The 18,289-nt window shown below is 61.2% G+C and carries 20 protein-coding genes; 14 read left to right on the top strand and 6 right to left on the bottom strand.

Annotation, left to right across the window (positions count from 1 at the left end; all coding sequences use genetic code 11):
- Window positions 1-25 precede the first annotated feature (25 nt).
- The 4 genes from ACROHD_RS14295 to ACROHD_RS14280 all read left to right on the top strand — a co-directional run bounded on the left by ACROHD_RS14295 (window position 26) and on the right by ACROHD_RS14280 (window position 3,007).
- The gene (locus ACROHD_RS14295) at window positions 26-856 is read left to right on the top strand and encodes a methyltransferase domain-containing protein (RefSeq protein WP_432678818.1); all 831 of its coding nucleotides are present in this window, start codon (window positions 26-28) and stop codon (window positions 854-856) included.
- 40 nt (window positions 857-896) lie between these two features.
- A complete protein-coding gene (nth, locus tag ACROHD_RS14290) occupies window positions 897-1,541 on the top strand; it encodes an endonuclease III (RefSeq protein ID WP_432678817.1) in 645 nt (214 codons plus the stop codon).
- Window positions 1,538-2,530 (top strand): adenosine kinase, encoded by a 993-nt coding sequence (locus ACROHD_RS14285; protein WP_432678816.1) that lies wholly within the window; start codon window positions 1,538-1,540, stop codon window positions 2,528-2,530. Before nth ends, ACROHD_RS14285 begins: the two co-directional genes overlap by 4 nt.
- 183 nt (window positions 2,531-2,713) lie before the next feature.
- On the top strand, window positions 2,714-3,007 hold the full coding sequence (locus ACROHD_RS14280; protein ID WP_432678815.1) for a hypothetical protein: 294 nt from the start codon (window positions 2,714-2,716) through the stop codon (window positions 3,005-3,007).
- 17 nt (window positions 3,008-3,024) lie between these two features.
- Here the strand turns inward: ACROHD_RS14280 and ACROHD_RS14275 are convergent, their stop codons facing one another.
- Both ACROHD_RS14275 and ACROHD_RS14270 read right to left on the bottom strand, forming a co-directional pair.
- A complete protein-coding gene (locus tag ACROHD_RS14275) occupies window positions 3,025-3,444 on the bottom strand; it encodes an OsmC family protein (protein WP_432678814.1) in 420 nt (139 codons plus the stop codon).
- Window positions 3,445-3,505: 61 nt separating this feature from the next.
- Entirely contained in the window at window positions 3,506-4,324 is an 819-nt protein-coding gene (locus ACROHD_RS14270) for a sulfotransferase family protein (RefSeq protein ID WP_432678813.1), read from the bottom strand.
- Between the two features lie 134 nt (window positions 4,325-4,458).
- Here ACROHD_RS14270 and ACROHD_RS14265 point away from each other — a divergent pair, with 134 nt between their 5' ends.
- From ACROHD_RS14265 to polA, 5 genes are all read left to right on the top strand, one after another.
- On the top strand, window positions 4,459-6,036 hold the full coding sequence (locus ACROHD_RS14265; protein ID WP_432678812.1) for a DUF5928 domain-containing protein: 1,578 nt from the start codon (window positions 4,459-4,461) through the stop codon (window positions 6,034-6,036).
- A gap of 11 nt (window positions 6,037-6,047) precedes the next feature.
- Entirely contained in the window at window positions 6,048-6,431 is a 384-nt protein-coding gene (locus ACROHD_RS14260; protein WP_432678811.1) for an HIT domain-containing protein, read from the top strand.
- 94 nt (window positions 6,432-6,525) lie between these two features.
- Window positions 6,526-6,711, top strand: coding sequence for a zinc-finger domain-containing protein (locus ACROHD_RS14255; protein ID WP_432678809.1), 186 nt, complete (start codon window positions 6,526-6,528; stop codon window positions 6,709-6,711).
- 109 nt (window positions 6,712-6,820) lie between these two features.
- Entirely contained in the window at window positions 6,821-7,465 is a 645-nt protein-coding gene (gene trhA / locus ACROHD_RS14250) for a PAQR family membrane homeostasis protein TrhA (RefSeq protein ID WP_432678807.1), read from the top strand.
- Between the two features lie 64 nt (window positions 7,466-7,529).
- Window positions 7,530-10,331, top strand: coding sequence for a DNA polymerase I (polA, locus tag ACROHD_RS14245; protein ID WP_432678805.1), 2,802 nt, complete (start codon window positions 7,530-7,532; stop codon window positions 10,329-10,331).
- Between the two features lie 198 nt (window positions 10,332-10,529).
- On the opposite strand, the gene ACROHD_RS14240 is transcribed toward polA, so the two are convergent.
- Window positions 10,530-10,943, bottom strand: a complete 414-nt coding sequence (locus ACROHD_RS14240) for an SET domain-containing protein (protein ID WP_432678804.1) — start codon at window positions 10,941-10,943, stop codon at window positions 10,530-10,532.
- Window positions 10,944-11,111: 168 nt separating this feature from the next.
- Window positions 11,112-12,020: an aminotransferase class IV gene (locus ACROHD_RS14235; protein ID WP_432678803.1), complete on the bottom strand. Its 909-nt coding sequence runs from the start codon at window positions 12,018-12,020 to the stop codon at window positions 11,112-11,114.
- A gap of 166 nt (window positions 12,021-12,186) precedes the next feature.
- Between ACROHD_RS14235 and speB the strand changes: the two genes are divergently transcribed.
- The 3 genes from speB to ACROHD_RS14220 all read left to right on the top strand — a co-directional run bounded on the left by speB (window position 12,187) and on the right by ACROHD_RS14220 (window position 14,971).
- Complete coding sequence (gene speB, locus ACROHD_RS14230) at window positions 12,187-13,137, top strand: agmatinase (protein WP_432678801.1); 951 nt, start codon at window positions 12,187-12,189, stop codon at window positions 13,135-13,137.
- A 71-nt stretch (window positions 13,138-13,208) separates the two neighbouring features.
- Complete coding sequence (locus ACROHD_RS14225; protein ID WP_432678800.1) at window positions 13,209-14,003, top strand: crotonase/enoyl-CoA hydratase family protein; 795 nt, start codon at window positions 13,209-13,211, stop codon at window positions 14,001-14,003.
- Window positions 14,000-14,971 carry a M28 family metallopeptidase gene (locus ACROHD_RS14220; RefSeq protein ID WP_432678799.1) on the top strand — a complete coding sequence of 324 codons (972 nt, stop codon included), beginning with the start codon at window positions 14,000-14,002 and terminating at the stop codon, window positions 14,969-14,971. The genes ACROHD_RS14225 and ACROHD_RS14220 overlap by 4 nt, the downstream gene beginning before the upstream one ends.
- A 161-nt stretch (window positions 14,972-15,132) precedes the next feature.
- Here the strand turns inward: ACROHD_RS14220 and ACROHD_RS14215 are convergent, their stop codons facing one another.
- On the bottom strand, window positions 15,133-15,561 hold the full coding sequence (locus tag ACROHD_RS14215; RefSeq protein ID WP_432678798.1) for a hypothetical protein: 429 nt from the start codon (window positions 15,559-15,561) through the stop codon (window positions 15,133-15,135).
- Window positions 15,562-15,747: 186 nt separating this feature from the next.
- Here ACROHD_RS14215 and ACROHD_RS14210 point away from each other — a divergent pair, with 186 nt between their 5' ends.
- On the top strand, window positions 15,748-16,812 hold the full coding sequence (locus tag ACROHD_RS14210) for a DUF5671 domain-containing protein (RefSeq protein WP_432678797.1): 1,065 nt from the start codon (window positions 15,748-15,750) through the stop codon (window positions 16,810-16,812).
- A 4-nt stretch (window positions 16,813-16,816) separates the two neighbouring features.
- On the opposite strand, the gene ACROHD_RS14205 is transcribed toward ACROHD_RS14210, so the two are convergent.
- Complete coding sequence (locus ACROHD_RS14205; RefSeq protein WP_432678796.1) at window positions 16,817-17,395, bottom strand: DUF1285 domain-containing protein; 579 nt, start codon at window positions 17,393-17,395, stop codon at window positions 16,817-16,819.
- Window positions 17,396-17,480: 85 nt separating this feature from the next.
- Between ACROHD_RS14205 and ACROHD_RS14200 the strand changes: the two genes are divergently transcribed.
- Window positions 17,481-18,289 (top strand): AAA family ATPase (locus tag ACROHD_RS14200; RefSeq protein ID WP_432678794.1); only part of this gene is annotated, 809 nt, incomplete at its 3' end.

Here is an 18,289-nt window from a genome sequence, read left to right as displayed (position 1 = left end):
AACATGATGTGACAGGCTACACTTGATGTCCCGAGGACTTGGAGAACGCATTGTGGCCCAGAACAAGAACTTCGACATAACCGCAGCGGCCGCTGCCGATTATCAAAACAAGGCCGTTCCGGCGATGTTCGAACCGCTTGCGCGGGCGACCATGGCGAAGATCGACTTGCCTGAGGGCGGGCATGTTATCGACATCGCCTGTGGGACGGGTGTTGCAGCGCGCATCATTGCCGAGCATCTGCCGGGCACGGGGCATATCGTTGGGACGGATATCAGCGAGGCCATGGTCGCTGTCGCAATGCGGTCTGAACCCTCCCACTCCCGCCACAGGTTCACTTGGTTTGCGTCGGACGTGGTGGATATGCCCTGCGACGGGGAAACCTTTGACATTGCCTTTGTGCAGCAGGGGCTACAGTTCTTTCCCGACAAACCAGCTGCTCTTGCCGAAATCGCACGTGTTTTGAAACCGGGCGGGGTGTTCTATGTCACCTGTTGGGCGGAGATCTCACCCTTCAACGGGTCAATTGCAGACGCGCTTGAGGCAGCAGGTGAAGCAGATGCAGCGGGCAAGGCGCGGGCTCCGTTTTCGTTCAGGGACGGCGACATGATTGCAACGCTTCTGGGTGAGGCCGGGTTTGCCGTTGAACGGCGGGACACGGTTGAGCTGTTTCGCCGGTTCGGCAATCCGAAGGATCAGGTCATGTCATTGCCGGCGGGAAAAGACATAGTGGCCCTGGGTGAGACCCGCGCCGAAACCGTGTTCTGGGACATTGAACGCCGCTTGTCCCCATACCTGAGCGATGAGGGCTACGCCGTTCCCCAGAAAGCCCATCTGTTTGGGGCAAGGCGGCTCTGAGGGGCTTTACCCTTCTGATCCGGACGGGCATTAAGCGTTCATGGCCAAACAACTCCCCTACCACACGATCCACGAGATCTTTGCCCGGTTTCAAGCTGCCGAACCGGAACCGAAGGGCGAACTCAACCACACCAACGCCTATACATTGGTGGTGGCGGTGGCGCTGTCGGCGCAGGCGACGGATGTGGGGGTAAACAAGGCCACCGCGAAGCTCTTCGAGATCGCGGATACGCCGCAGAAGATGCTGGATCTGGGCGAAGAGGGTCTGATCGAACACATCAAGACCATCGGCCTTTACCGCAACAAGGCCAAGAACGTGATGAAACTGAGCCGCATCCTGGTCGAGGAGTATGGCGGCGAGGTGCCCTCCAGTCGGGCGGCGCTTGTGTCTTTGCCCGGCGTGGGCCGCAAGACCGCCAATGTGGTGCTGAACATGTGGTGGCGATATCCGGCGCAGGCGGTGGACACCCATATCTTCCGCGTCGGAAACCGGTCGGGCATCTGTCCCGGCAAGGATGTGGATGCGGTTGAACGCGCGATCGAGGACAATATTCCGGTCGAGTTTCAGCAACACGCCCATCACTGGCTGATCCTGCACGGCCGCTACAAATGCAAGGCGCGCAAGCCCGGCTGCGCGACCTGCCTGATCCAAGATCTCTGTGCCTTCGAGGACAAAACCGAATGACAAAGAAATATGACGTGGTTGGCATCGGAAACGCGATTGTCGATGTGATTTCACACGGCAACGACGATTTTCTGGCCAATATGGGCATCACAAAGGGCATCATGCAGCTGATCGAACGTGAGCGGGCGGAACTGCTCTATTCCGCGATGAGTGATCGGGTTCAGGCCCCCGGCGGGTCGGTCGGCAATACGCTGGCGGGGATCGGCACCCTCGGGCTGGAAACGGCTTTCGTCGGACGGGTGAAGAACGACCCGCTTGGCCAGTTCTACGCTGAAAAGATGGTAGAGGAGGGCACCGCCTTTCCGAACCCGCCCACGGATGACGACCCGCTGCCTACGTCGCGCTCGATGATCTTCGTCAGCCCCGATGGCGAGCGGTCCATGAACACCTACCTGGGCGCGGGGGCCGAGTTTTCCTCTGACGACGTGGATCCGGAAGTGATGGAAAACACCCGTTACCTTTTCCTAGAGGGCTACCTCTTCGATAAGGACAAGGGCAAGACCGCCTTCCGCGCCGCCGCTGCCGCCTGCCGTCATGCGGGCGGGCAGGCCGGGCTGACGCTGTCGGATCCGTTTTGCGTGGACCGTCACCGCGACAGCTTCAAGCAGTTGATCGAGGACGAGATGGATTTCGTGTTCGGCAACGAGGAAGAGTGGCTGTCGCTCTACCAGACAAAGGACCTCGCTACCGCCCTGCAGGAGGCGGCGATGGTCTGCCCGCTTGTGGTTTGCACCCGGTCGGGCCATCCCGTGGTGATCCGGGCCGATGATCAGGAAGTGCATGTGCCGGTGACGGAAGTGACCCCGGTCGATGCCACCGGCGCGGGCGACCAGTTCGCCGCAGGGTTCATCTATGGGCTGGCCACGGGCCGGGACCTGAAGACCTGCGGTCAGATGGGCGTTGCCGCAGCGGCAGAGGTGATCGGCCATATCGGCCCCCGCCCACAACGGCCTCTTTCCGTTGTCTTTGCCGAGGCAGGCCTGCACTGAGCGGCCGGCAATTCAAAACTCGTATGAGTTTCTCCTGAGACGTGCTTTACTGCGTCATCGGGCTGGAGATGTGATGCTGATCCTTTGGTCACGTGTTTTTGCACGGTCCGAAGCTGGCAACGGCCGCGTGTCGTGCCTCGGTCAGGGTGTCCGTTCGGGCCCCCTTTAAAGGAGACTCTCCAGATGAAACTGATTTACCCCGCGCTTGCGCTGTGTCTGGCGGCTTCGCCAATAGCAGCCGAGTCCCATGGCCAGCAGCAGGCGACATGCTACTATTCGATCACGGGTGACTGGAACGGGTCCGATTGGGGAAATCAGGCCAATGGCACACCGTCCGGATCCTGGTTTCAGGACAATTATTCCGGCGACTATGCCTACCTTTTCATCGTGAACAGGGACGGGGACAACTATTCCTGCCCCGTCCGGCTGAACGTCGGCTGTAGCGATTGCCGACAGGTCAGCCCTGTCTGGGAGTAGCACCCAAAGCGACGGTATCAGGCAGCGGTGTTGATGACTTCGAACCCATGTGTGACCTCGGCGGTCTTTGCCATCATCGCCGAGGCGGAGCAGTATTTCTCCACCGACAGCTGAATGGCGCGCTCGACCTTCGCGGGGTTCACGCCCCGGCCCGTCACGATGAAATGCATGTGGATGCGGGTGAAGACGGCGGGCGTCCCTTCGGCCCGATCGGCGTCCAGTTCGACCACCACATCCTCGATCGGTTCGCGCCCTTTTTCCAGGATCGACACCACGTCATAGGCCGAACACCCCCCGGTGCCGATCAGAACCAGTTCCATCGGGCTGGGGCCCGGTGTGGTGCCGTCCTCTTCCTTGGTGCCGAAGACGAAGTTATGTCCGGTGCCGGATTTGCCGATGAAGGTCCGGTTCTCGGCCCATTTGACGCGTGCTTTCATGTGCAGGCTCTCCTGTGTTCCCGGTGCGCGTCATAGCGCAGCCGCGCGGGATGTCACAGGGTCAATCGCCCAGTTTCGCATGAACCTCGTCCAGGTCGATCTCACCCACGGGCATCTTGTTGGCCGGGTTCTCGAAATCGTATTTGAAGAGCTGGAAGTCCTTCTTGTAGATTTCATAGACCAGATGCATCGACAGGTCGTCGAAATAGTCCTCGACCGGGTGGGCACGTTTTGGTCCGTGGCCTTCGGATTCGTTGAACCGGGGCACGTCGGACAGCACCACGTCGTGTTTCATCTCGATATTGTCCAGAACGCTTTGCATCCCGTCGTTGAACTTCTCGGTCCAGAAGATGTTGTTGTAGCGCCCGCCATTCACGATGAAGGTCGAGATATGGCCAGACATGGCCGACCAGTGGATGTCGGGGTCCATGGGGCGGCGCCAGCGGATCGTGTCGCGTGCGAATAGGAGGAACCGGCGGAAGCTGGCGATCTGGTCGAAATCGTCCTTGCCGTCATCGCCGCCCACTTCGATCCCGTATTTCTGGATCAGAAGCGGCACCAGGTTGCCGCGGTAGCGCTTGCCGTTCCGCTGAATACCGCAGATCTTGTCAAAAAAGCTCGACAGGATACGGGTGTAGGGATTGCGCACGCAGGTGAAAGCATAGGAATTTTGCCCGCGCACATTGGCTTCGATCAGCGGCTGAGACGCATCAAAGGCCCATTTGTGCATGCCATCCTTGGCATCGTGAATATCACCGTCAAAAAACTTGCCATTGTCCGAATAATACATGATCTGCCCGATGGTCGAGCAGGCACATTTCGGAACCACCCGATAGACGACGCTTTCGCTCTCTGTCATCCAGGTCCCAGGGAAACCCATACTGCCTTTCCTCCGACGGTTTTTTACCCGAACCACGGATTGATCGGGCTTTTATGAAACTCTAGGCTGTCTTTACCTGCTATCAACTAGTAATGGCACAACAATAAGGAAAGTTTGAGGCGTCTGTTTCGCACATGGCAAAAATTGCCTTCATATTGCTGTGTCATAAAGACCCTGAGGCGATCATCCTGCAGGCGCGTCGTTTGACGGCGGCTGGTGACTGTATTTCCATCCATTTTGACGCTCGTGCCGGTGCCGACAGCTATCTCCGCATCCGCGAGGCGCTGGACCAGAATCCGTCCGTTACTTTCGCCAAACGGCGGATCAAATGCGGGTGGGGGGAATGGTCGCTGGTTCAAGCCACGCTAAATGCGGTGCAGGCAGCGGTAGAGGCGTTCCCGGACGCCACTCACTTCTACATGTTGTCGGGCGACTGCAACTCCATCAAATCGGCAGCCTACGCCCATGATTTTCTGGACAGGCACGACAAGGACTATATCGAAAGCTTCGATTTCTTCACCTCCGGCTGGATCAAGACCGGGATGCGGGGAGAACGGCTCGTCTACCGCCATCTGGTCAATGAACGTAAGCACAAGCGGCTATTCTACTGGCTGATGGACATGCAGAAGAAACTGCATCTGGAACGTGCGATCCCCGATGACGTGCAGATCATGATCGGCAGCCAGTGGTGGTGCCTGCGCCGATCCACGATCGAGAAGATCCTGCAATTCTGCAAGGACCGCCCCGATGTGGTTCGCTTCTTCCGCACAACCTGGATTCCGGACGAGACCTTTTTTCAAACGCTCGTGAATCATTTGGTGGCCGTTCGGGAAATCGAGACGCGCACGCTGACCTTTCTGATGTTCACCGATTACGGGATGCCGGTCACTTTCTATAACGACCATTTCGACCTGCTGCTCAGTCAGGATTTTCTGTTTGCGCGCAAGATCAGCCCCGAATCGACTGAGTTGAAGGAACGTCTGGGGGAGCTGTGGGCCTCGGACCGGCGCGATTTCGCGATCTCGGACGAGGGTAAAAAACTGTTCGAGTTCCTGTCCGGCAGAGGCCGCATCGGCCGCCGCTTTGCACCGCGCTTTTGGGAAAACGAAAGCACGCTCGGGCAGGACCGCGAATTGCTGATGCTGGTCTGCAAGAAGTGGCACGTCGCCAAACGTCTGCTGGCCACTGCGAAACGCGTCACCCGCACGCGCGGGCTGGAATATATGTTCGACGAGGCGGGGTGTGAGATCCCTCATCTGGGCGGGCTGGAACGCACGCTGGACAAGCGCAACCGCCACCGCCGCGCGGTGATGAAGCTGCTCTTTGACTACTACGAAGTGGATCGGCTGATGATCTGCCTTGATCCCAACAATGTCGACCTGATGCGCGATTTCATGTCGGACAAGTCGAACAACCGGATTCTCGAAATTCAGTGCACTTTCGATGACGATTACCTGATCGGCCACGCGCATCGCGTCGGCTTGGCGCGTGAGGAAACACCGCCCGAAGTGGTGGAACATCTGCTGCCCACCTTGCGCCATGAATTCGACTATGAAGGCGTGCGCATCCGCGAGGCGGGCTTTGGCAACCATTTCCGCATTCATCAGGATCGCAGCCCCGAGGAGAACGCCGCCGTTCTGGCAGAGTTCTTCAACCTCGATATGGACGCCGCCCGCGAAATCGCCCAAACCCCTTACCTGTTTGATGACTGAGGAACACCCGCATGGCCTACGCCTATGACGACCAGAACATCTTTGCCAAAATCCTGCGCGGCGAGATCCCCAACAGTACCGTGATGGAGACCGAGCACACGCTCGCCTTCAACGACATCGCCCCGCAGGCCCCGCATCACGTGCTGGTCATCCCCAAGGGGCCCTACGTGAACCACGACCATTTCGCAGCCGAAGCATCCGACGCCGAGATCGCCGATTTCACGCGCGTTGTCGGCGCAATCTGCGCAGGACTGGGCATCCAGCCGGGCGAAGGCGGCGAGGGCTATCGCCTGATCTCCAACGCCGGCGAAACCGGCGTGCAGGAGGTGCCGCATTATCACATGCATATCCTCAGCGGCCGCCCCCTTGGCCGAATGCTGAAAAGGGCGGACTGACGCAGGGCAAACGGATCGGCCTTGCCGGGGGCGGGCCGATTTGCCATATGTCGAGACGTTGCAAGCCCCCGTTTGTTGCGAAGGATCGCGAGCCATGACCATCGAAGCCCCCGAAACCGAAGTTGTGACCAGCTGGCGTGTGGCCTGCGACGGCGGCGAAGGCGCGCTTGGGCATCCGCGCGTGTGGCTGTCGCTGGATCGTGACACCGGTGAGGTCGAGTGCGGCTATTGCGACAAGAAATTCGCCCACGCCTCGGTCGCTGACAAACAGGACGGCTGATCCCCGCCGATCCACGCACTTGCCCTTAGGTCATCCGCCCGCCCCGCTTTGTCGGTGAACGGTGCGGTGTTATCTTTGGCATATGGCGATACATTCCGATCCCGTTCCGATGCCACATGCGTCCCGGCTCTATACCCGGGCGGAATTGCTGAGCGATGCCATCGTCCACCTTGCGGCGCTGATCCTTGCGATTGGCGCGGTGCCGGTGCTGATCACCCTGACCGCCATGTGGCAGACGGGCGCGCCGGGGATCGTGGGCGTGTCGATCTATGGCGCGACGCTGATTGCGATGCTGACCGCCTCATTGCTTTACAATCACCTTCCAAAACCCGACTGGCGCGACCTGCTGCGCCGCTTTGACCACGCTGCCATCTACCTGAAGATCGCTGGAACCTACACGCCCTTTGCGCTGCTGTCCGGCGCGGGACAGGCCATGCTGGCGGTGATCTGGGGTGTTGCTGTTGTCGCGACCATCGGCAATTTTCTGGTGCGCAAATGGTCCACGGTCATCGGTACACTGATCTGCCTTGGCATGGGATGGGCCGTTGTGATCGGCGGGCGGGATTTGCTGGCGATGATGTCCACCCCGGTTGTGGTGCTGATGGTGGTGGGCGGACTGCTCTATTCGGCGGGAACGGCGTTTTTGCTGCTGTCGCGTATGCGCTTTCACAACACCATCTGGCATGGCTTCGTGGTGGCCGCCTCGACTGTCTTCTTCGTGGCCATCTTTATCCACGCCGCACAGGTCGCCTGACCCTCGCCAAAGCCTGAACCCCGCGTTACACATGGACCCTGATCAACGCGTACAGGGACGGCACATGGCATTCGGAAAAGGGCATCATCTGCATCTGGTCGACGGCTCGGCCTTCATCTTCCGCGCCTATCACGCGCTGCCGCCGCTGACGCGCAAATCCGACGGGTTGCCGATCGGGGCGGTGTCTGGCTTTTGCAACATGCTGTTCAAGCAGATCGAGGACAACAAGGGCCCCGATGCGCCCACCCATGTGGCCGTGATCTTCGACCATTCCGGCAAGACCTTCCGAAACGATCTCTATGATCTTTACAAAGCCAACCGCCCACCCGCGCCAGAAGATCTGGTGCCGCAATTCCCCCTGACCCGAGAGGCCACGCGCGCCTTCAACATCGCCTGTATTGAGCAGGAGAATTATGAGGCTGACGACATCATCGCAACCCTTGCCCGTCAGGCTAGAGAAGCGGGAGGCCGCTGTACCATCATCAGTTCCGACAAGGATCTGATGCAATTGGTTGGCGGCGGCGTCGAGATGCTCGACGCAATGAAAAACGGCCGAATTGACAGCGAAGGCGTGGAGGCCAAGTTCGGCGTCGGGCCTGACCGTGTGGTCGATGTGCAGGCGCTCGCCGGCGACAGCGTCGACAACGTGCCGGGCGCGCCGGGAATCGGGATCAAGACCGCCGCTTTGCTGATCAACGAATATGGGGATTTGGATACTCTGCTGGCGCGCGCGGAAGAGATCAAACAACCCAAACGACGGCAGACACTGATCGATTTCGCCGACCAGATCCGCCTGTCCAGGCAGTTGGTGACGCTCGACGATCAGGTGCCGATGACGGTGACGCTCGACGACCTGGAGCTACGCGATCCGGAACCAGAGGTGTTGCTGGAGTTTCTCGCTCAGATGGAGTTCCGCACACTGACCAAGCGGATTGCCACGCAACTGGGTATGGAGGCACCCGAAATTCCCGAACCCGCCGCCGTGGCCGACAGCGAGGACACCGGGGCGCCCGAGGCGGTGCCGTTCGACGCCGACGCCTACGAATGCGTGCGCGATGCCACCGCGCTGGCCGCCTGGATCGCCAAAGCCCACGCGCGCGGCTATGTGGCGGTGGACACGGAAACCACCAGTCTGGACGAGATGACCGCCGATCTGGTCGGAGTCTGCCTGTCGGTGGAACCGGGGCAGGCGGCCTATGTGCCTTTGCAGCACAAGGAAGGCGAGGGCGACCTTTTCGGCGGGTCCGCGCTGGCCGAGGGTCAGATGGGGCTGGAAGACGCTCTGGCTCTGCTGAAACCGATGCTGGAGGACCCTAGCGTCCTCAAGATCGGGCAGAACATGAAATACGACGCCAAGATCTTCGCCAACTACGGGATCGAGGTCGCGCCGATTGATGACACGATGCTGATGTCCTACGCGATGCATGCGGGGCTGCACGGGCACGGCATGGATGCGCTGTCAGAACGCTATCTTGGCCATAAGCCCATTCCGATCAAGTCCCTGTTGGGAAGCGGAAAATCCGCGATCACCTTCGATCAGGTCGCTATTGAAGACGCCGTGAAATACGCCGCAGAAGATGCCGATATCACCCTGCGTTTGTGGCAGAGCTTCAAGCCGCAGCTGCATCGCGAGAAGGTGACATCGGTCTATGAGACGCTGGAACGCCCGCTGGTGCCGGTGCTGGCGCGGATGGAGCGGCACGGCGTCAAGGTCGACCGCGATACGCTTTCCCGCATGTCCAACGCCTTCGCCCAGAAAATGGCGGGGCTGGAGGCGGAAATCCACGAGCTTGCCGGGCGTTCCTTCAATGTCGGCAGCCCCAAGCAACTGGGTGAAATTCTGTTTGATGAGATGGGGTTAGAGGGCGGAAAGAAGGGCAAGACCGGGGCCTATGCGACCGGTGCCGATGTGCTGGAAGATCTGGCCTCTGTCGGGCATGACCTGCCCGCCCGGGTGCTGGATTGGCGCCAGCTGTCGAAGCTGAAGTCGACCTACACGGATGCGTTGCAGGACCACATCAACGTCGACACGGGCCGGGTGCATACCAGCTATATCCAGTCGGGGGCATCCACGGGGCGGTTGGCCTCGACCGATCCGAATTTGCAGAATATCCCGGTGCGCAGCGAAGAGGGCAGGCGCATCCGCGAGGCCTTCGTGGCGGAACCGGGCAACGTTCTGGTCTCGCTCGACTATTCCCAGATCGAGCTGCGCATCCTTGCCCATATTGCGGGTATCGACGCGCTGAAGGAAGCGTTCAAACGCGGTGACGACATCCACGCGATGACCGCGTCTGAAATGTTCAACGTGCCGATGGAAGACATGACGCCAGAGATCCGGCGCCGCGCGAAGGCGATCAATTTTGGGGTGATCTACGGGATTTCGGGCTTTGGCCTCGCGCGCAACCTGCGCATCCCACGGGGCGAGGCGCAGGAGTTCATCAATACCTATTTCGAGCGGTTCCCCGGCATCCGGGACTATATGGACGCAACGAAAGAGTTCGCGAAATCAAAGGGCTACGTACAGACCCTGTTTGGTCGAAAGATCCACACACCCGAGATCAACGCAAAGGGGCCGCGTGCGGGCTTTGCGCATCGCGCGGCGATCAATGCGCCCATTCAGGGCACGGCTGCGGATGTGATCCGGCGGGCAATGATCCGTATGGAGGATGCGATAGAGGGCTTGCCTGCGAAGATGCTGTTGCAGGTGCATGACGAATTGATTTTCGAAGTGGCAGAGGATGCCACGGATGCCCTGATTTCGAAGGCGCGAGAGGTCATGGAGGGGGCGGCTGAGCCGGCGGTCAAGCTGTCGGTTCCGTTGACAGTGGACGCAGGCCAGGGGGCGAACTGGGCCGAGGCGCACTGAGCGTCGCTCCGGCTAAATTCCGGCGGTGTCATGCGTACATCGTGTGCACCCCCCCGTACAGTCACCGGGGCGGTTTCGCCGCCTTTTGCGTCGAACCGGGGTCGGCCCTTTTCAACCCGCCCTTTGCGCGGGGGGTCTCAAAGAGCCACTTCGGGGTCAACCCCGGACCACGGAGGTTTTGTTACCAGAATGCAGGGGTCAGGCGGTGCCGATGATCTGACCGATGCGGTGGCGTGAGGGGTGAAGCTCAACCGTGCCATGGCCGAAGGCGGCGTAATCGCAGGTCAGTTCCTCACCCGCCTTTATGTCTCGCGTGGCGACACACCGGGAGGGGTTGGAGACATCGACATTGGGCAGCGCTGCGTGGTTCATGAAACGGCCCTCGTCGCAATCGAGCACGATATAGTCCGGGTCGCGGGGGTGATCGTATGTGTAGCGTTCGAGGAATTCGCGGAAATGGCGAGGAACGCGGGTCAGTTCCTCTTTGTCGTAGGCGGTGTCGAAGCGGTCGTCGAACAGTCTGACAACGGCCCCTTTGCGGATATCTGAGCCGGCGAAGACGCCAAGGCCTTCGATCGCGGAAGGGGCGAGATAGCAGCGCACCATCATCATGGCGGATCATCCTGTCTGAGGTCCGGCCTGCCCTTGTCCGGTTGCAAATGGAAGGGGATCGGGCCCCGCGCCGGGCAGGCAGCGCGAGGGCGATGCCAGCGCCTTTTTTGCGAGTCTGTCAAACTGGATTTGAGTTGAAACAGAAGATGTGATCGGGGCGCGTGGGGATCACGTGGGATAGGCGATTTCGGTCCGAAACTCACTGCGTGCGGTCCAGGCCCAGTAGGTCTTACGCGACCGGGTCGCAACCGGGCCTGGTTTGCCGTTGCCATAGATGCGGTTACCCACCCTGGTGATTGGCAGGACGCCACCGCCGGAAGAGGTGAGGAAGACCTCGTCAGCGGTCTCCAGACGGCTGGCGGGGACGGGCTCCACGCGGGTTTCAAAGCCCATTTCGACGCAGATTTCCAAAGCGGTGCTGCGGCTGATGCCTTCCAGCACGCCGGTGTCGGGAGTGTAGACGGTGTTCCCTTCGACGAGAAAGATGTTGAAGCCGGGTCCTTCGGTCAGGTTGCCCTGATGGTCGAGCAGGACAACGGTTTCATACCCCCGATCCTTGGCCTCGAAGAGCCCTTGGGTGAAGTCGCCCCAATGGTAGTTCTTGGCGCGGGGATCGACGCTGTCGGCCGGGATGCGCCGGATGTGTTCGGAGACCCAGAGACTTGCGCCTTCTTCCAGCGTCTCCGGCTTGATGACATGGATATACGGCACGCACCAGGCGTAGAAATGATTGCCGCAGTCGCGGGGATCACGGCTGCCGGGGATGAGCGGCACACCGCGAGCGGCGACCATCGCACAATAGGCGTCGCGCAGGCCGGAAGCGGGGACCATCTCGTGAAGGGCCGCGCAAATGTCGTCGCGGGTGAGGCCGGCGTCCATGCGCAGAGACCGCATCGAGGCAATGAACCGGTCCAGATAGGCGTCGAGGCGGAAGAAGGCGCCGTTTACGACGGGCACCACGTCATAGGTGATGTCGGAATGGGTGACGCCCCAGTCGGTGACGCCGATGGTGGCCTCGGCAATGGGGACGATTTCGCCCCTCATCCAGGCCGCGCCTTTACTGAGATCCGGTGTCATGCTGCCCCTTTCCACTTGCGCCAACAGGGGACACGGGCGGGGGATCGCCGTCAAGCGGGGAACGCTCTTGCAAGAGCGTTGGAAAATCCTTGCAAGGATTTTGGCCGCCCCTTGCCAGCCTGCGCGCCGGGCGGTTAGCTGGTTGCAGGTTTGAAAGGGACGGCACATGGCACATGGATATGAGAGCGGGCGGCTGAACCTGCCCTTCACCGGCATCGCGACCTTCGGGAAATACGAGTACCAGCCCGATTGGGAGAGGCTGGAGGCCGATGTCGCTATCCTTGGCGCCCCCTTCGATTTCGGCACCCAGTGGCGCCCCGGCGCGCGGTTCGGGCCTCGGTCGATCCGCGAGGCCTCGACTTTGTTTTCCTTCGGTCATGCCGGGGCCTATGACCATGAGGATGGGGTGACTTACCTGGGCGCGGGCACGCGGATCGTCGATCTGGGCGATGCCGATATCGTTCATACCGACACCGAAAAGAGCCACGCCAATATCGAGGCAGGCGTTCGGGCGATCCTCGCCAGGGGCGCTCTGCCCGTGGTGCTGGGGGGCGATCATTCGATCAACATCCCCTGCGTGCGGGCCTTTGACGGGCATGGGCCGATCCATATCGTGCAGATCGACGCCCATTTGGATTTTGTCGATGAACGCCACGGTGTGCGGCATGGCCACGGCAACCCGATGCGGCGCGCGGCAGAGCAGGACCATGTCACCGGCCTGACGCAATTGGGTATTCGCAATGTGTCCTCCACTGCGAAGGAAGGCTATGAGGACGCTGCGCGGATGGGCTCTGACATCCTGTCCGTCCGGCAGATGCGCGCGCTGGGGACCGAGGCGGTTCTGGCGCGCATTCCGGCGGAGGTGGATATCTACCTGACCATCGACATTGACGGGTTCGACCCCTCCATTGCGCCCGGCACCGGCACGCCGAGCCACGGGGGGTTCCTATATTACGAGGTGCTGGAGCTGCTGGCGGCGCTGGCAAAGAGGCAGCGGATCGTGGGTGTCGATTTGGTCGAAGTGGCACCGGCCTATGATCACACGGACACGACCTCGATCCTTGCCGCTCAGTTGTTGCTGAACCTCATCGGGCGGATTCTGCACGCGCGGGGGTGATCCGACGCGCGGTCAGGCTTGACGGTCGGGCCAGGGCGGCGTCCCATGCAGGGCATGATATGGAGGTGCCAATGGCCCTGATCGAGATTTTGAACGCGGAAGGCCCGGTGGCGGAACTGCGCCTCAACCGACCCGAGAAGAAGAACGCCGTGACGCTGGAGCTGTTGGCGGATCTGGTGGCCGCCTGCACGAAGCTGGCCGGTCAGCCGGGATTGCGTGCGGTGGTTCTGTCGGGTGAGGGCGGCGATTTCAGCGCCGGGATTGATACCTCGGTTCTGATGGGCTTTGCGGGCAAACTTGATGCGATCAAGGCCGAGATGCTGGCGCCGCCCGATGGCGTTGCCAACCGCTTTCAGGCTCCCGCGATGGCTCTGGCCAATCTGCCTGTGCCGGTGATTGCCGCGATTGACGGGGTTTGCTTTGGGGCGGGTATCCAGCTGGCGCTGGCCGCGGATTTCCGCATTGCCGCGCCCGGGGCGAAGTTGTCGATCATGGAAGCCAAATGGGGGCTGATCCCGGATATGGGCATATCGCTCAGCCTGCCGAAGCTGATGCCCGCCGACCGGGCCAAGGCGTTGATCATGACGGCACGGGTGATGAGCGGAGAGGAAGCGCTGGCCGAAGGGCTGGTAACTCGGGTCAGCGATGAACCCCATGGGGCGGCGATGGCCTTCGCGCAGGAGTTGTCCGCGCGATCCCCTGATGCGGTGCGCGCCAGCAAGGCTTTGGTCGATGCGCTGTGGGAAAACCGGTCAGCGGAAGGACTGCGGCTGGAAGCAGAGTTGCAGGCCGGGATCATGGGCGCACCCAATCAGGTGGAAACCGTCATGGCGCGGATGCAGGGGCGGGAGCCGGAATACAAATGACCGATCGTAGAACGCTGATTGCCGGGGCCTTGGCAGCTGCCAGCCTGCCGAACTGGGCCTTTGCACAGGCCGCTCCTGGCAAGGTGCCACGCCCGGAGGTGCAGTTCCGGGTTCCGGATATGAACCCTGCGGTGGCGGATCTGGTGGCGCAGGTCGACCCGGCGCGGCTGCGTGCGGATGTGGGGAGCCTTGCAGGATTTGGCACAAGGTGGAGCGAGGGACCGGGCTATGGCGCGGTGGAGGATTGGATGGCGGGCGCCTTTGGCGCGGCTGGCCCTGGCGGGGCGATTACACGTCAGCCGGTGACGCTGCCTGCCGGGATGGTCCGCAACAACGTGATCTGGGGCGATCCGCTGGACGGGCGCGAGGTGATCCTTGTGGGCGCACATCTGGATACAACCTCGGAAAATCCGGCTGTGTCCGCGCCCGGTGCCAATGACAACGGCTCGGGCATTGCCGCTATGCTGGAGGCGCTGCGTATCCTGTCGGGGCTGACCTTTAGCCGACAGATTGTCTGCGTGGGCTTCACCGGTGAGGAACAGGGGTTGATCGGGTCTGCCCGGTGCGCCTCCGTGGCCACGCAACAGCGCTGGCCGCTGGAGCTGATGGTCAACCTGGACATGCTGGGATATCGCCCGCCCAACCCCGCAGCACCTTTGTTCATCGAATATGATCAAGGCAACGCAACGCCCGCCAACAATGCGGCGGCGGGGGCTTATGGGCAGATGGCCGTGGCCTTGGCAGGGCAGCATACGAGCCTTGCGACCGCCCAGACCGATATCTGGGACAGCGATTACATGCCGTTCGAGGCCGAGGGCTTCCCGTGTATCGGGCTATATGACGGTGGTGCCGAAGGTCCGCCCTATCACACCAGTGGCGATGTGCCGGAGCTGATGGATTTCGACCGGCTGGAACAGGCGACCCGGTTGCTGGTGGCGATTGTGGCTACGGCAGCGGAACTGACCTGAGCACCGACCCGCGAGTTGCGCGGAGTGTGGCGCCTCTGGATAGGGTCGGGGTCAAGGACCCGCATGGGGTTCAGGGCAACTGAAGTCGCGGTCTCAGTCCCCATCATCTATTGCGCTGCGATTGGAGGGATTTCCGGGCCACAATCGCGGGGTCTAGCGGCTCAGGCGGATGGCGCGGTGGTGCAGGCGCGGAAAGCCTGCACTTCGGGTGCGGCACCGTCCAGGTCGATATCCACGGCGCTCAGACCTGCAAAAGCACTCGCGGTTTCATTGAATTCCAGACCGTCCAGAACGTTGGAAAAGCCACGGTCGGTGACTGTCAGGCTACGGCCCGTCGTGTCCAATTGGTGCCGCGAAGTGGTGATCGTGTTGGGCTCTGCCCCGGCGAAACGGATTCCGAAATAGGGGGCTTCGGGCCATGGCTCCGGTGCGGTCACAGTAATGGTATAGAGCGGCCCTGCAGGGTCAAAGGTGAGCCGGACTTCGACTGCTGGTTCGGAATGGGTCAGCGTGCATAGATGCCCTTCGTAGCCCGACTGCCAGGCGTGGGCGGGGGTTGCGAGGAAGATGAAGACTATCACGGCGCGCATGATGCGAAGGTAGCAGGGATTCTGGGAACGGCAAACGAGAAGCGGAAAGACGGGGCTGGTGGCGCACGCTGACCCGGCGGGAAGACATGGCGAGCCTCCCATCGGTTTGGCAGCGAACCGGATTGCGCCAGATCAAGATAGGACACAGCGAGGTCGGCTAGACTGTCCAAAGATGGAGGACTGGATATGGCCGCGATAAGGGAGCTGATTGAGTTCACCCGCGAGGCGTTGAGCGCCGGGCGCAGTCGCGAGGAGATTGCCTCGGCCCTAGCGAGGGCAGGATGGAGCCGGCGGGACATTGACAACGCATTGGCGGCCTTTGCGGACGGCCCCTTTCTGCCGCCAGTGCCACGCCCGCGCCGATATCTCGCGTCACGCGATGCATTCTTATATGCGCTGATGTTCCTGGCGCTTGGCCTGACGGCGGGGCATCTGATTTCGCTGCTGTTTGCAATGATTGATCTTAGGGTGCCGCAATACGGACAAACCTACTATCGCGTGTTGGCCGTAGAGGGGCAGATCCGATGGGCGCTTTCGGTGCTCGTGCTGGCGATGCCGCTGTTTCTGTGGCTCATGCGTTTGTCGGAACGGCACGCGGAAGGTGGTTCTGCTCTGGGCCGATCGGCCTTGCGAAAATGGTTGACCTATCTGGCGTTGCTGATTTCGGCGCTGACGTTTCTGGGGGATGCAGCCTATGTGATCTACCGGCTATTGAACGGAGATGCGACGCAGGAGTTCTTGCTGAAGTCACTCAGCGTGGGCGTCGTGGCGGCCTCAATTTTCACGTACTACCTGCGCGACGCGGAATGGGGGCAGGGCCGGGTTTCGGTGCGCTGGTTCGGGGCCAGTGTGGCCGGGGTGGTGGTGCTGGCGATGGTGGGCGGGTTCTGGTCCGTCGGGGGGCTGGAACAAGCGCAGCGGGATCAGCATGACACGCTCCGCTACTACGGCCTGACACGCATCAGCTCGGTCCTTAACTGCAACACAAGGTCTTCACACACGCCTGCACCCGGCCTGCCTGCTGTGCTGACAATCGAGGCATTGTTGGAGTATTGCCCGGGACATACCCGTTTGCCCACCAATGCGCTTTTGGACCCTGTAACCGGAGAGCCATTCACCTACCGCCGGATTGCCAGCAACGAATTCCAGCTTTGCGCGCAGTTCAGCAATCCTCAGAGGGCGTATAGCCGGTTCTACTGGTCCTTCCCCTTCAGCGCATCAACCGGCTGCCTGCGGGGGCAAGGCGGCTAACCGCTCAACCCTCCAGCTCGGCCACCGGGATGATCGGGAAAAACTGACCCGAGGACCAGACGCCGAACATTTCGATGCCATCAACCTTGTGGGCTTCGCCCAGGTCGATCATCCGGTAGAATGTCTTGCGGTCGATAAGCGCCTCCAGCCCGGCGCGCACATGGATGTAGGGCGAAGGCTCTCCGCTCTCGTCCCGCACCACGCGGATAGGGTTTTCGGGCCCGGCGATGACCACATCCTCGACATTGGTGGTGAAGGTCATGACCTGATCACGCCCGGTTCCGGCGGCATCCATATCCACGGCAACGAACGGCGCGTCCACAACCCGGATTCCCACCTTTTCGACGGGCGTCACGAGGAAATACTTGCCATCCTCCAGCTTCAGAATCGAGGCAAAGAGTTTGACCAGCGGAAAGCGGCCAATCGGGGTGCCTAGATAAAACCAGGTGCCGTCCCGGCGGATCTCCATATCCAGATCGCCGCAGAAATCGGGGTTCCACAGGTGCACGGGTGGGTATTTGCCGTCTTTCTGGGCGGCTTTGGCTGCCGCAATCAGGCTGTCGGGGGTGGCTTTCACGATCATTTGTCCGGGTTTGGCTTTTGCCGTTTGAGCTTGCCGCAATAGTTGTCTTTACTAGGAGAACATAACCATTCATCGGAGCATTGCCATGTCTGACCCCGAAAAGCTCATTGAAGAGATCGAAAATCTCGGGGCAAAGCTCGCAGAGGCCAAGGCCGCCATCGCCACGCGCATCATAGGACAAGAAGAGGTCGTGAACCTTTCGCTTGCCGCGATGCTGTCGGGGGGGCACGCGTTGCTGATGGGGTTGCCGGGGATGGGCAAGACGTTGCTGGTCGACACGCTTTCAACCGTCATGGGGCTGAGCGGGTCGCGCATCCAGTTCACGCCGGACTTGATGCCAGCGGATATTCTGGGGTCCGAGGTGCTGGAAACCGGCGGCGACGGGGCACGGTCGTTCCGTTTCATCGAAGGGCCGATCTTTTGTCAGCTGTTGATGGCGGACGAGATCAACCGCGCCAGTCCGCGGACGCAATCAGCGCTGTTGCAGGCCATGCAGGAAATGGAGGTGACGGTCGCGGGCGTTCACCATCCGCTGCCGCGCCCCTTCCATGTGCTGGCCACGCAGAACCCGATTGAACAGGAAGGCACCTATCCGTTGCCAGAGGCACAGCTGGACCGGTTTTTGGTGAAAATTGACGTGAACTACCCGGATCGGGAGACCGAGAAGGGGATCTTGCTGGCCACAACCGGCACCGAAGAAGCGGTTGCCCATCAGGTGTTCGACGCCGACACATTGATGGCGGCGCAACAGGTGGTGCGGCGGATGCCCGTAGGCGATGCGGTGGTCGAGATGATCCTCGATCTGGTGCGTGCCTGCCGGCCCGAGGATGACGGTGCACCTGCGATGGTGCGCGATCATGTGGCCTGGGGCCCGGGGCCGCGCGCGGCGCAGGG

This window comes from Nioella aestuarii (genome assembly GCF_050896395.1).
Taxonomy (GTDB): domain Bacteria; phylum Pseudomonadota; class Alphaproteobacteria; order Rhodobacterales; family Rhodobacteraceae; genus Nioella; species Nioella aestuarii.
The sequence above is the reverse complement of the archived record's forward strand: the minus strand, read 5'-3'. Positions and strand labels throughout refer to the sequence as shown.

Coding starts and splice junctions, on each gene's coding strand:
- ACROHD_RS14295 (WP_432678818.1), top strand. CDS start 26: ATGTCCCGAGGACTTGGAGAACGCATTGTGGCCCAGAACAAGAACTTC.
- nth (WP_432678817.1), top strand. CDS start 897: ATGGCCAAACAACTCCCCTACCACACGATCCACGAGATCTTTGCCCGG.
- ACROHD_RS14285 (WP_432678816.1), top strand. CDS start 1,538: ATGACAAAGAAATATGACGTGGTTGGCATCGGAAACGCGATTGTCGAT.
- ACROHD_RS14280 (WP_432678815.1), top strand. CDS start 2,714: ATGAAACTGATTTACCCCGCGCTTGCGCTGTGTCTGGCGGCTTCGCCA.
- ACROHD_RS14275 (WP_432678814.1), bottom strand. CDS start 3,444: ATGAAAGCACGCGTCAAATGGGCCGAGAACCGGACCTTCATCGGCAAA.
- ACROHD_RS14270 (WP_432678813.1), bottom strand. CDS start 4,324: ATGGGTTTCCCTGGGACCTGGATGACAGAGAGCGAAAGCGTCGTCTAT.
- ACROHD_RS14265 (WP_432678812.1), top strand. CDS start 4,459: ATGGCAAAAATTGCCTTCATATTGCTGTGTCATAAAGACCCTGAGGCG.
- ACROHD_RS14260 (WP_432678811.1), top strand. CDS start 6,048: ATGGCCTACGCCTATGACGACCAGAACATCTTTGCCAAAATCCTGCGC.
- ACROHD_RS14255 (WP_432678809.1), top strand. CDS start 6,526: ATGACCATCGAAGCCCCCGAAACCGAAGTTGTGACCAGCTGGCGTGTG.
- trhA (WP_432678807.1), top strand. CDS start 6,821: ATGCCACATGCGTCCCGGCTCTATACCCGGGCGGAATTGCTGAGCGAT.
- polA (WP_432678805.1), top strand. CDS start 7,530: ATGGCATTCGGAAAAGGGCATCATCTGCATCTGGTCGACGGCTCGGCC.
- ACROHD_RS14240 (WP_432678804.1), bottom strand. CDS start 10,943: ATGATGATGGTGCGCTGCTATCTCGCCCCTTCCGCGATCGAAGGCCTT.
- ACROHD_RS14235 (WP_432678803.1), bottom strand. CDS start 12,020: ATGACACCGGATCTCAGTAAAGGCGCGGCCTGGATGAGGGGCGAAATC.
- speB (WP_432678801.1), top strand. CDS start 12,187: ATGGCACATGGATATGAGAGCGGGCGGCTGAACCTGCCCTTCACCGGC.
- ACROHD_RS14225 (WP_432678800.1), top strand. CDS start 13,209: ATGGCCCTGATCGAGATTTTGAACGCGGAAGGCCCGGTGGCGGAACTG.
- ACROHD_RS14220 (WP_432678799.1), top strand. CDS start 14,000: ATGACCGATCGTAGAACGCTGATTGCCGGGGCCTTGGCAGCTGCCAGC.
- ACROHD_RS14215 (WP_432678798.1), bottom strand. CDS start 15,561: ATGCGCGCCGTGATAGTCTTCATCTTCCTCGCAACCCCCGCCCACGCC.
- ACROHD_RS14210 (WP_432678797.1), top strand. CDS start 15,748: ATGGCCGCGATAAGGGAGCTGATTGAGTTCACCCGCGAGGCGTTGAGC.
- ACROHD_RS14205 (WP_432678796.1), bottom strand. CDS start 17,395: ATGATCGTGAAAGCCACCCCCGACAGCCTGATTGCGGCAGCCAAAGCC.